We start from the raw sequence: 12,372 nt of genomic DNA, 5'->3' as shown, positions 1-12,372 counted from the left end.
CATGCTTGGGCATGCAGTCAAGCAACGCTCGTCCCCCGGGCGGAGGTGCCGGGAACCCGGCCGGAACGCACCCGCACGCCCCCGGTGAGTCGTTCGGCGGTGTGCCCTGCGACGACCCCTGGTACGACGCGGTCGCCTCCGGCTGGGGCGAGTCCGCCGCACCGGCCGTACCGGCCGCCCGCCGGGAACCCGGGGCCGGATCGGCGGCGGAGGTGTACCTGGAGGTGCAGCGCAGCCCGGCCTTCCAGGAGGTGCGCAGCCGCTACCGCCGGTTCGTCGTACCGGCCGTCGCCGTCTTTTTCACCTGGTACGTCGCCTACGTCGGGATCGCCACCGGCGCGCCCGGCCTCATGGCGCGGCCCGTGGCCGGCGCCGTCAACGTGGGCATGGTCGCCGGACTCGGCCAGTTCCTCACCACGTTCCTGCTCACGTGGGCCTACGCACGGCACGCGCGGCTGCGCCGGGACCGGGCCGCTCTCGAACTGCGGTGGGACACCCAGGAACTGACGCGCGGCGCGAGGGACGGAGCCCCGTGACCGACGACCACCAGATGCTGTCACTGCTGCTGTTCGGCGTGTTCGTCGCCGTCACCCTCGCCATCACGACCTGGGTGAGCCGCAAACGGCAGGGCTCGGCCGAGGAGTTCTACGCGGGCGGCCGTCTCTTCACCCCCATGGAGAATGGTTTCGCCCTCGCGGGCGACTACATGTCGGCCGCCTCCTTCCTCGGCATCTCCGGGCTCATCGCGCTGTTCGGCTACGACGGGATGCTGTATGCGGTGGGTTTCCTCGTGGCCTGGCTCGTCGTGCTGTTCCTCGTCGCGGAACTGGTCCGCACTGCGGCCGTTTCACCCTCGCCGACGTCGTCGCGGCCCGCATGTCCGAACGGCCCGTGCGGATCGCCGCGGGAACTTCCTCGGTGACCGTGTCCGTTCTGTATCTGGTGGCGCAGATGGTGGGCGCGGGCAGCCTGGTCGCCCTGCTCCTCGGGGGCACGAGCGAGGCGGCACAGGACTGGACCGTCGTCGCCGTCGGCGCGCTCATGGTCGTCTACGTGTCGCTGGGAGGGATGCGGGCCACCACCTGGATCCAGATCGTGAAAGCGGTCCTGCTGCTCGCCGGCACCGTCACGCTCACCGTGCTCGTCCTGATCCGCTTCCACGGCGACGTCGACCGGCTGCTGACCACCGCGGCCGAACGAAGCGGGCACGGCGCGGCCTTCCTCGCCCCCGGGCTCAAGTACGGCGCGGACTGGACCGCGCGCTTGGACTTCATCAGCCTCGGACTCGCCCTGGTGCTCGGCACCGCCGGGCTGCCGCACATCCTGTCCCGCTTCTACGCCGTGCCCACGGCGCGGGCGGCACGCCGGTCCGCCGTCTGGGCGATCGGACTCATCGGCGGCTTCTACCTGATGACGATCGTCCTCGGCTTCGGCGCCGCCGCGATCCTCGGCCCTGACACCGTGCGCGCCTCCAGCGCGACCGGGAACACCGCCGTACCGCTGCTCGCCATGGACCTCGGCGGCGGCGCCGGCTCCACGGGCGGGACGGTCCTGTTCGCGGTGGTCGCCGCCGTCGCCTTCGCCACGATCCTCGCCGTCGTCGCCGGCATCACGCTCGCCTCCTCCGCGTCCGTCGCCCACGATCTGTACGCGTCGCTGCGCCGCCGGAGTGAGCCGCGCAGCGAGGTGGCCGTGGCCCGCGTCGCCGCCGTCGGCATCGGCGCCGTCGCAATCGCCCTCGGCCTGCTGGCGAAGGACCTCAACGTCGCCTTCCTGGTCGGCCTCGCCTTCGCCGTCGCCGCGTCCGCGAACCTGCCGGTACTGCTCTACTCGCTGTTCTGGCGCGGCTTCACCACCCGCGGCGCCGTGTGGTCGGTCTACGGCGGGCTGGTCCCGGCCGTCGTCCTCGTGCTGCTGTCGCCCGTCGTGACGGGCAGCCCCGACGCGCTGTTCCCCGGCGTCGACCTCCAACTCTTCCCGCTGCAGAACCCCGGTCTCGTCTCCGTCCCGCTGGGCTTCCTCGCGGGCTGGCTCGGCACGGTCACCTCGCCCGAGCCCGCCGACGAGGCCAAGCACGCGGAGACCGAGGTGCGGTCCCTGACGGGCGCGGGGGCGGCGTGACGCGGGGCGCCGGCAGCGACGTACGCGCGTACCGTGCTCACCGTGTGCCGCGGCTGCGGGCCCGGTGCCATCGCCGGGCGCGCATGCCCTGCGCCCCGTGCCCTACGCGCGCGTGGCCCACGCGTAACGGTGCTCCGGGCGGCCCGCGTCGCCGTACTTGAGGGTCAGGCGGGCCCGCCCCGTGCGCTCCAGGAGCTTCAGATAGCGCTGGGCGGTCTGCCTGCTCAGGCCGGTCCGCTCCGCGATCTCCTGCGCCGACAGCGGGACCTCGGCGTTCATCAGCGTCCGGCGCACCAGCTCGGCGGTGGCGGGTGAGTGGCCCTTGGGCAACTGCGGCTCCGACGGCGCCGACAGGGCGCCGAAGATGCGGTCCACCTCTGCCTGCTCCGCCTCGCCGCCGCCCTCCAGGGTGCGGCGCAGGTGCGCGTACGCCTCCAGCTTGGCGCGCAGGCCCGCGTAGGCGAACGGCTTGACCAGGTACTGCAGCGCGCCGTGCCGCATCGCCGCCTGCACGGTCGCCACGTCCCGGGCCGCCGTCACCATGATCACGTCGGTCTGGTGGCCGCGGCGGCGCATCTCCTGGACCACCGACAGGCCCGTCGCGTCGGGCAGATGGTGGTCCATCAGCACCAGGTCCACCCGGGGCAGGGCCTCTACCTGGTTCAGCGCCTCTGCCGCGCTGTGCGCCTCGCCCGCGACACGGAAGCCCGGGACCTTCTCGACGTAGGCGGCGTTGACCCGCGCGACCCGTACGTCGTCGTCCACGACCAGGACCTCGATCATCGCCACTCCTCCTCGGCGGCGGCCGGGGCGGCGGCGACCGGACCGGCGGCGGGCCCGGCGGACGGCACGGTCGGCGCCGGTGCCGCGGCGGCGTCGGCCAGCGCCTCCGGCAGGACCACGGTGAACTCCGCGCCGCCGCAGGTCGTCTCGCCGACCGACGCGCCGCCGCCCTGCCGCTCGGCCAGCCTGCGCACCAGGGACAGCCCGATGCCGCGCTGCCGGTGCGCCGGGGCCTCCTTCGTGGACCACCCCTCCGTGAAGATCAACTCGCGCTGGTCGGGCGGGATTCCCGGCCCCGTGTCCCGCACGACGAGGACCGCGGTGCGGCCCTCCGCCCGCAGTTCGACCTCCACGCGCGCGTGCGGCGTACGCCGCCCCTCACCGAGGGACCCTCGGGGACCATCGGCCTCCACGCGTGCGTGCGGCGTCGCCGCGGCGGCGTCCAGCGCGTTGTCCACCAGATTGCCGACGACCGTGACCAGCCCGCGCGGGTCGACGAGCCGGTCCGGCAGCCGCGTGCGGTCCGACACGCTGAGGGCGACGCCCCGCTCGGCCGCCACGGTCGCCTTGCCGACCAGCAGCGCCGCCAGCAACGGGTCGTGGATCTTCTCGGTGACCTGCTCGGCGGTGGCCCGCCGGTCGCCGACGACCTCCCCGACGTACTCCACGGCGTCGTCGTACATCTCCAGTTCGAGCAGGCCCAGCAGGGTGTGCATGCGGTTGGCGTGCTCGTGGTCCTGGGCGCGCAGCGCGTCGATCAGGCCGCGCGTCGAGTCCAGCTCCCGGCCCAGTTGCTCCAGCTCGGTGCGGTCGCGCAGGGTGGCCACGGCGCCGCCGTCCCCGGTGGGCATGCGGTTGGCGACCAGGACGCGTCTGCCGCGCACGGTGAGCAGGTCGGTGCCCGTGACCCGGCCGGCCAGGACGTCGGCCGTACGGCCCGCGCCGAGGACTTCGTCCGGTGTCCGGCCGACGGCTTCCTCTGCCACGCCGAGCAGGCGCTGCGCCTCGTCGTTGAGGAGGCGGAGGCGGCCCGCGCGGTCCAGCGCGACGACGCCCTCCCGGATGCCGTGCAGCATCGCCTCCCGCTCCGCGAGCAGCGCCGCGATGTCCGAGAAGGCCAGGTCGCGGGTCTGCCGGTGGACCCGCCGGGAGATCAGCCAGGCCGCCAGGGCGCCGACGGCCAGGGCACCGCCCGCGTACGCGAACAGCCCCGGGATCGCGTGGATCAGCCGGGCCCGGACGCTGTCGTAGGCGATGCCCACCGAGACCGCTCCGACGACGGCGCCGTCGCCGTCCCGCAGCGGCACCTTGCCGCGCGCGGAACGGCCCAGGGTTCCCTCGTCGATCTGCATCACCTCCTGACCGGCCAGGACGCGGCCCGGGTCGGTGGAGACGTGCCCGCCGATCTCGTCCGGGTCGGTGTGCGACCAGCGCACGCCCCGCCGGTCCATCACCACGACGTACTGCGCGCCGGTCGCCTTCCTGATCCGCTCCGCCTCCCGCTGCACCGGCCCGTCCGGGGAGGCGGGCGTGGTGCGCAGGTCGGCCGCGAGCTGCGACTGCTGCGCGGTCGTCTGCGCGATGGCGAGCGCGCGGCGCATCGCCTGGTCGTCCAGCTGGTCACCGAGAGGCGCCAGGAACAACCCGGTCGCCAGCACCGCGACACCCGCGGCGACCGCCAGCTGCATCAGCAGGACCTGCGAGAACACCCGCCGCGGCAGACCGAGGCGCAGACGGCGTGCGGGGGGAGGGGAACTCATGCCGATGACGGTACGTGGACGCCGGCACCGGCCGGGAACGGGCACTGCATGGATACCTTGATCAACCCGTGGTCCGGGCGTCGGGCCGGTCCGTGCGTCAGCCGGCGAGCGCCGTCACGTTGAGCTCCCGCACCGCCACCACGTCCATCCGCGCCGGTGCCCCGAGCACCGACGTGCCGCAGCTCTCCGCGCGGGGCGGCAGGGACGCGCCCTGGGCCACCACGACCCGCCAGCGGCGCCCGTCGACGTGCGCGACGGTCACCTCCCAGCGCGGGGCGGCGCCGTCGGTCCGCGCCACGCTCAGCACGTCCGCCGCGTACTCGCCGGCCGTCGTGCGCACGGCCAGTTCCGCCGCCTGGCCGGGCCGCTCCCAGGCGGAGCTGCCGCGGCAGCCCTCCACCACGATCCGGCCCTCCCGCACGGCCTGCAGGATCTCCTTGACGCCGTGCGCCTCGGCACGGCCGTACGCGTATCCGTACGGCAGCACGAGCAGGGTCGGGGAGAAGCGGTGACCGCCCAGATGAGTGACCTCCCAGACGCCGTCGACACCGGACGCGGCGAGTTCCGCGGCGAGGGGGCGGCCGAGGAGGGCGCAGCAGCGGTCCCGTTTGCCGTTGGTGCACACCAGGGCGAGCGGGTCGCCGGTGTGGGGGCGGCCGTCGAGCGCGGTGTCGAAGCCGGTGTGGTCGCCCCTGCCGAGCGCGGCGAAGTCGAGGTCGAGCAGCCGCCGCGGGTCCGCGGTGCCGGCCTCGCGCAACCACACCTTCCCGGGCGTGGTGTGGGCGGCGTAGACGCGGCGCATGGCGGGCGTGCCGAAGTCGGCATGCCGTCCGGGGCGGCGGATGAGGGCGATACGCACGCCCGTGCCCTTCGCCGCCGCCTCCAGGGCGCGGCCCAGCGCGGGGTCCAGGTGGCTCGAAGTGAGCGCCTTGGCACCCCACGGACCCGGCTGCTCCAGCAGCAGCCAGGTCTTCGCGGTCGCCGCAGTACCCGAAAGGGGCTCGTCGAGGTCCCGGGAGACGGTTGAGCACGTACTCACAGAGGTGAACCTAACCTGACTTGCGGCAGGGCACTTCCAGCCGCGCCCGGACGCTACTCCGGCAGGGGGCGAGGCGGGCGGGGCCCCGCGTACAGGCCGCTCGGGCGCATCCGCAGGGGGCGCTCGCCGTACTCCTCCAGCGCGTGCGCGATCCAGCCGGCCGTACGGGACACCGCGAAGATCGTCTCCCCCGCCGTGGCGGACATCCCGGAGGACGCGGTCAGTACGGCCAGGGCCAGGTCCACGTTGGCGTGCAGCGGTGCGTGGCGCGCGGCGGTGGCCACGACGTCGCGGGCGGCGGCCAGGGCCGGCGCGGCCCGCGGGACCTCCTCCAGCAGGGCGAACAGCGCACGCGCGCGTGGATCCTCGCCGGTGTAGATCCGGTGGCCGAGACCCGGGACGCGGCGGCCGGCCCGCAGCTCCTCCGCGACGACGGGCACCGCGCTGTCCTGGTCCAGCACGTCGAGCAGCATCCGGTGGGCGTGGCCGCTCGCCGCCCCGTGCAGCGGCCCCTCGATCACGCCGAGCCCGGCGGAGACGGCCGCGTAGGCGTGCGCGCGGGCCGAGGCGGCGACGCGCACGGCGAGCGTCGAGGCGGCCAGGTCGTGGTCGACGAGCAGCGCGAGCGCCGTGTCCAGGGCGCGCAGCGAGGCCTCGTCGGGGTCCCGGTGGCTCAGCCGCCCCCACAGCCGCTCGGCCAGTGAGCCGTCCTTGCCGGCGTACGCCTTCGGGGGCAGGGCCTCGACGAGCGTGGGGATGAGGAGGCGGGCGGTGGCGAGGACGGTGTCCTCGGAGAGGTCGAAGCGCAGCGGATCGGCGGCTGCCGCGGCGGTCACGGCGACCCGCAACCGGTCGGTGGGGCCCGCGTGTTCGGGCAGGGCGTCCACGGCGCGGCGGGCGACGGCGACGGAGGCCTCGGGCGCGGTGAACGTGGCGCCGGGGCGCGATGTGCCCGTCCACAGCCACTCGGCGACCTCCTCGTAGCTGTACCGGGCGGCCAGTTCGGTCGCGTCGACCCCCCGGAAGTAGTACCGGTCTTCCTCGATGAGTGTCAGCCGGGTCCGGACGGACAGCTCTCCGGCCGGGCCCGGACTCCCGCCGCCCTCCCGTCTGTTGCGCCGGGCGAGCGCCTCCACCTCGCGGGCGTCGAAAGTGCTGCCCCGGCCGCCGGGCGCCCGGCGGCTGCTGAGCTGGCCGCGGCTCACGTACGCGTACACCGTTTCGGGCTTCACGCCGAGCAGCTCGGCGGCCTCCTTGGTGCTCAGCCGGCGTTCCGAGGCGGCAGGGGAGGGCTCTTGATCGCGCATGGAGGCCACCGTATCGACAGTCACGAGCATTGATTATGAATCAATGTTGACAGATATCGAGTCAACCATGGACAGTCTCATCAAGTCCAGGGAGGTCATCATGTCCGTCACCAGGTCCGAAGCCGCTCTTGTCGACGTCCCGCGCGGACTCGCCGGCGTCGTCGTCACCGACACCCGCGTCGGGGACGTCCGGGGGCTCGAGGGCTTCTACCACTACCGCCAGTACTCGGCCGTGGAACTCGCGCAGACCCGTGGCTTCGAGGACGTCTGGCACCTCCTCGTGCACGGTGAACTGCCCGGCGCCGCGCGCAGTGCGGCCTTCGCGGCAGAGACCGCCGCGCTGCGCCGGCTGCCGGACGAGGTGCGGGCGGCGCTGCCCGCCGTCGCCGCGGCGGGCGGACGCTCCGGCCCGCTCGCCGGACTGCGCACGGCCCTGTCCCTGCTGGGCGCGGCCAAGGGGTTCCGCCCCGTGTACGACATCGACGCCGAGCAGCGCCGACGGGACACCCTCGTCGCTGCCGCGGCCGTACCGACGCTGCTCACCGCGCTGCACCGGCTGGGCACCGGACGCGAACCCGTGGAACCGCGCGAGGACCTGTCGTACGCGGCCAACTACCTGTACATGCTGACCGGTGCGGAGCCGGACGAGGAGCGGGCCCGGGCGATCGAGCAGTACCTGATCTCAACCATTGACCACGGATTCAATGCATCAACCTTCACGGCCCGGGTCGTCGCGTCCACGGGCGCGGACGTGGCGGCCTGCCTCTCGGGGGCGGTGGCCGCGCTGTCGGGCCCGCTGCACGGCGGTGCGCCGAGCCGCGCGCTGGACACCCTGGACGCGATCGGCACGCCCGACCGCATCGATGCCTGGATCCGCGAGCGGGTCCTCGCCGGGGAGCGCATCATGGGCTTCGGGCACGCCGTCTACCGCACGGAGGACCCGCGTTCCCGGATGCTCCGCGAGGTCGCCCTGCGGTTCGGCGGCCCGCGCGTGCATTTCGCGGTGGAGGTCGAACGCCGGGTGGAGGCGATCCTCGCGGAACTGAAGCCGGGCCGGGAACTGCACACCAACGTCGAGTTCTACGCGGGCGTGGTCATGGAACTGTGCGGCCTTCCGCGCGAGATGTTCACCCCGACCTTCGCGGTCGCCCGCACGGTGGGCTGGAGCGCCAACATCCTGGAACAGGCGGAGGACTCCAAGATCATCAGGCCGGCGGCCCGGTATGTGGGACCCGCGGCACCGGAGCCGGTTCCCGCGGCTGCCTGACGTCCGGCAGGCGCAGGCGCACGGAGGCGGCCTACGGCCAACAGGCGGACGAAGGCGGCGAGGGCAGGAAGGCGGCGAGGGCGGGGAGGGGCGCGCGCATCCGCGCCCGTCCAGTGGCCGCGCCCGCGCCCGCCGCACGGCTCGTATCCTGGGGCGGCACGCGTTCCCGTGCGTGCGCCGCGGCGTGAGCCGGTGCACGCGTAGGTGTCAGAGAGGTCGCACGTTGGGTCACAGTCCGCGTCCACCGATCCCGGTCGTCGTCCTCGCCGGGTTCCTCGGCTCCGGAAAGACCACCCTGCTCAACCATCTGCTGCACCGCAGCGGAGGCAGCCGTATCGGCGCCGTCGTCAACGACTTCGGTGCCATCGAGATCGACGCGATGGCCGTGGCGGGGGCCCTCGGCGACTCGACCGTCTCGCTCGGCAACGGCTGCCTGTGCTGCGCCGTCGACGCCAGTGAACTGGACGAGTACCTGGAGCGCCTGACCCGTCCCGAGGCCGGCATCGACGTCGTCGTCATCGAGGCGAGCGGCCTCGCCGAGCCACAGGAACTCGTGCGCATGGTGCTGGCCAGCGAGAACCCGACCGTCGTCTACGGCGGGCTCGTCGAGATCGTCGACGCCGCCGAGTTCGACGACACCCGCGCCAGGCACCCCGAGCTGGACCGGCACCTCGCCCTCGCCGATCTCGTCGTCGTCAACAAGATCGACCGCGCGCCGGACGCCGAGCGCGTCCTGCGCCTCGTACGGTCCCTGGCCGACCGCGCCGCCGTCGTCCCCGCGACCTACGGCCGGATCGACCCGGAGTTCCTCTTCGACTGCCGGCCCAGTGAGGAGCGCGTCGGGCAGCTGTCCTTCGACGACCTTCACCAGCACGAGGCGCACGACGAGCACGGCCCGGACGCCCACGCCGGGCATCTGCACGCCGCCTACGACAGCCTGTCCTTCGTCTCCGGCGTGCCCCTCGACCCGCGCCGCCTCATCGCGTTCCTCGACAGCCGGCCCGAGGGGCTGTACCGGATCAAGGGGTACGTCGACTTCGGCGCGTCCGACAGCCGCAACCGGTACGCCGTGCATGCCGTCGGCCGGTTCCTGCGCTTCTACCCGGAGCCGTGGCCCGCCGACGGGGAGCGCCTGACCCAGCTCGTCCTCATCGGCTCCGGCATCGACGTCACCGCCCTGGGCAAGGAGCTCGACGCCTGCCGCAGCGACGCCCCGCACACCGCCGACGAGCACGGCATGTGGGGCGTCCTGCGTTACGTGCAGCACCCGGACGGGCAGGACCCCGACCTGGCGGAACCCGGCCCGGAGGACCCGGAGGACCCGGGCCCGCACAGCCTCGCCCGCTAAATCGGCCCCGCCACCACCGACACCGTCTTCGGCAGGGACACGCCCGAGCCGTCGCGGCGCGGGTCGATGTCCGGCAGCTCGGCCGGCGTGCCGTTCTTCTGCGCGGCCCGCGCCGGGGACGGGCCCGCCCAGGCCAGCGACAGGCAGTCCTCGCCCTTCAGGAACCGCTGGCAGCGCACACCGCCCGTGGCGCGGCCCTTGCGCGGGTACTGGTCGAACGGGGTCAGCTTCGCCGTCGTCTGCACCGAGTCGTCCAGCGTGCCCCGCGAGCCCGCGACGGTGAACACCACCGCCTCCACCGCCGGGTCGACCGCCGTGAACGAGATGACCTTCGCGCCCTCGGCGAGCTTGATGCCCGCCACACCGCCCGCCGGACGGCCCTGCGGCCGGACCTGCGAGGCCTGGAAGCGCAGCAACTGCGCGTCGTCCGTGATGAAGACCAGGTCCTCCTCGCCGGTGCGCAGCTCCACAGCGCCGACGATCCGGTCGCCCTCCTTGAGCGTGATGACCTCCAACTCCTCCTTGCTGGAGGGGTAGTCGGGCACGACACGCTTCACGACGCCCTGCTCCGTGCCGAGCGCGAGGCCCGGCGAGGACTCGTCCAGCGTGGTCAGGCAGATCACCGTCTCGTCGTCCTCCAAGGACACGAACTCGGCGAGCGGCGCGCCGCCCGACAGGTTCGGTGTCGGCATCTCCTGCGGGAGCTGCGGCAGGTCGACCACGTTCAGCCGCAGGAGGCGGCCGGCCGAGGTGACCACGCCGACCTCGCCGCGGGCCGTGGCGGGCACGGCGGAGACGATCACGTCGTGCTTGACGCGCCTGGCCTTGGCATCCTCCTGGAAGGGCTCGCCGTTCGCCGTGCGGGCCAGCAGACCCGTCGAGGACAGCAGCACCCGGCACGGGTCGTCCGCGACCTGCAGCGGCACGGCGGCCGGGGCGCCCGCCGACTCCAGCAGCAGCGTGCGTCGGTCGGTGCCGAACTTCTTGGCGACGTTCGCCAGTTCCGCCGAGACCAGCTTGCGCAGCTCCACGTCCGAGTCGAGGATCCGGGTCAGCTCCTCGATCTCCGCGTTCAGCCGTTCCTTCTCCGACTCCAGCTCGATGCGGTCGTACCTGGTGAGTCGGCGCAGCGGCGTGTCGAGGATGTACTGCGTCTGCACGTCGCTCAGCGAGAAGCGGTCGATCAGGCGCTGCTTGGCCTCGGCGGAGTTGTCGCTGGAGCGGATCAGGCGGATGACCTCGTCGATGTCGATCAGGGCCGTCAGCAGGCCCTCCACCAGGTGCAGCCGGTCGCGCTTCTTGCCGCGGCGGAACTCCGAGCGGCGCCGGACGACGTCGAAGCGGTGGTCGAGGTAGACCTCCAGCAGCTCCTTCAGTCCCAGCGTGAGGGGCTGGCCGTCCACCAGGGCGACGTTGTTGATGCCGAAGGACTCCTCCATCGGCGTCAGCTTGTACAACTGCTCCAGGACCGCCTCCGGCACGAAGCCGTTCTTGATCTCGATGACCAGGCGCAGGCCGTGCTGGCGGTCGGTGAGGTCCTTGACGTCGGCGATGCCCTGCAGCTTCTTCGCGCCGACCAGGTCCTTGATCTTGGCGATGACCTTCTCGGGGCCGACCGTGAAGGGCAGCTCCGTGACGACGAGGCCCTTGCGGCGCGGTGTCACGTTCTCCACGGTGACCGTCGCGCGGATCTTGAACGTGCCGCGGCCGGTCTCGTAGGCGTCCCGGATGCCGGACAGGCCGACGATGCGGCCGCCGGTGGGCAGGTCGGGGCCCGGGACGTGCTTCATCAGGGCGTCCAGATCCGCGTTCGGGTTCCGGATCAGGTGGCGGGCGGCGGCGATGACCTCGCGCAGGTTGTGCGGCGGCATGTTCGTGGCCATGCCGACCGCGATGCCCGAGGCGCCGTTCACCAGGAGGTTCGGGAAGGCGGCGGGCAGCGCCACCGGCTCGCGCTCCTGGCCGTCGTAGTTCGGCGCGAAGTCGACGGTGTCCTCTTCGATGGACTCCGTCATCAGGCTGGTGGCCTCGGCCATCCGGCACTCGGTGTACCGCATGGCGGCCGGCGGGTCGTCGTTGCCCAGTGAGCCGAAGTTGCCGTGGCCGTCGACCAGCGGGACGCGCATCGAGAACGGCTGCGCCATGCGCACCAGCGCGTCGTAGATCGACGCGTCGCCGTGCGGGTGCAGCTTGCCCATGACCTCGCCGACGACGCGGGCGCACTTCACGTAGCCGCGCTCGGGGCGCAGGCCCATCTCGTTCATCTGGTAGACGATGCGGCGGTGCACCGGCTTGAGGCCGTCGCGGGCGTCCGGCAGGGCGCGGGAGTAGATGACCGAGTACGCGTACTCGAGGAAGGAGCCCTGCATCTCGTCGACGACGTCGATGTCGAGGATCTTCTCCTCGTACGGGTCGTCGGGCGGGGTCTTCGTACTACGGCGGGCCATCGCTGCCGGCTCCTTCTGATTTCCGGTCGTTCGCCTGAGGGGGCGCTCACGTCGCCCCTCGGGCTCACTCGTGCTGAAGCGTGAACGGACGGGTCTGACGCGGACCATTGTGGACCGCGGCACTGACAACGACCGACCAGGACCCGAGAGGGGGCCCCGGCCCGGCACGCTGACCGCAGGTTACGCCCTCGCGCCGCGCAACCCCGTTCTCGCTGTGGGCGTACAGCCCGCGGGAACTTCGCGGAGCCTCCGCACGCTTGCATACAGTGGCAGGACCGGCAGCATTCCGCGGTTTCCATG

8 protein-coding genes and 1 pseudogene are annotated in these 12,372 nt (G+C 73.1%); 4 read left to right on the top strand and 5 right to left on the bottom strand.

Features of this window, described 5'->3' with window-relative positions:
• Positions 1-11: 11 nt before the first annotated feature.
• Both AB0M97_RS03235 and AB0M97_RS03230 read left to right on the top strand, forming a co-directional pair.
• Positions 12-536, top strand: a complete 525-nt coding sequence (locus AB0M97_RS03235) for a DUF485 domain-containing protein (protein WP_365958969.1) — start codon at positions 12-14, stop codon at positions 534-536.
• Positions 533-2,121 (top strand): annotated as a pseudogene (locus AB0M97_RS03230) (cation acetate symporter). The gene AB0M97_RS03235 and the pseudogene AB0M97_RS03230 overlap by 4 nt, the downstream one beginning before the upstream one ends.
• Positions 2,122-2,223: 102 nt before the next feature.
• On the opposite strand, the gene AB0M97_RS03225 reads toward AB0M97_RS03230, so the two are convergent.
• The 4 genes from AB0M97_RS03225 to AB0M97_RS03210 all read right to left on the bottom strand — a co-directional run bounded on the left by AB0M97_RS03225 (position 2,224) and on the right by AB0M97_RS03210 (position 7,010).
• Positions 2,224-2,904 carry a response regulator gene (locus tag AB0M97_RS03225; protein ID WP_365958968.1) on the bottom strand — a complete coding sequence of 227 codons (681 nt, stop codon included), beginning with the start codon at positions 2,902-2,904 and terminating at the stop codon, positions 2,224-2,226.
• Positions 2,901-4,664: a sensor histidine kinase gene (locus AB0M97_RS03220; RefSeq protein ID WP_365958967.1), complete on the bottom strand. Its 1,764-nt coding sequence runs from the start codon at positions 4,662-4,664 to the stop codon at positions 2,901-2,903. The genes AB0M97_RS03225 and AB0M97_RS03220 overlap by 4 nt, the downstream gene beginning before the upstream one ends.
• A gap of 97 nt (positions 4,665-4,761) precedes the next feature.
• Positions 4,762-5,703, bottom strand: a complete 942-nt coding sequence (locus AB0M97_RS03215) for a sucrase ferredoxin (protein ID WP_365958966.1) — start codon at positions 5,701-5,703, stop codon at positions 4,762-4,764.
• A gap of 53 nt (positions 5,704-5,756) precedes the next feature.
• Positions 5,757-7,010, bottom strand: a complete 1,254-nt coding sequence (locus AB0M97_RS03210) for a citrate synthase (protein ID WP_365958965.1) — start codon at positions 7,008-7,010, stop codon at positions 5,757-5,759.
• Positions 7,011-7,110: 100 nt separating this feature from the next.
• On the opposite strand from AB0M97_RS03210, the gene AB0M97_RS03205 reads away from it, so the two are divergent.
• Positions 7,111-8,277, top strand: coding sequence for a citrate synthase/methylcitrate synthase (locus AB0M97_RS03205; protein WP_365959036.1), 1,167 nt, complete (start codon positions 7,111-7,113; stop codon positions 8,275-8,277).
• A 223-nt stretch (positions 8,278-8,500) separates the two neighbouring features.
• Positions 8,501-9,625 (top strand): GTP-binding protein, encoded by a 1,125-nt coding sequence (locus AB0M97_RS03200; protein WP_365958964.1) that lies wholly within the window; start codon positions 8,501-8,503, stop codon positions 9,623-9,625.
• Here AB0M97_RS03200 and AB0M97_RS03195 read toward each other — a convergent pair.
• Positions 9,622-12,072 (bottom strand): DNA topoisomerase IV subunit A, encoded by a 2,451-nt coding sequence (locus AB0M97_RS03195; protein ID WP_365958963.1) that lies wholly within the window; start codon positions 12,070-12,072, stop codon positions 9,622-9,624. The two genes, AB0M97_RS03200 and AB0M97_RS03195, sit on opposite strands and share 4 nt — an antisense overlap.
• Positions 12,073-12,372: the final 300 nt, after the last annotated feature.

The organism is Streptomyces sp. NPDC051207, assembly GCF_040682395.1.
Taxonomy (GTDB): domain Bacteria; phylum Actinomycetota; class Actinomycetes; order Streptomycetales; family Streptomycetaceae; genus Streptomyces.
This window is presented reverse-complemented; position numbering and strand designations above follow the sequence as displayed.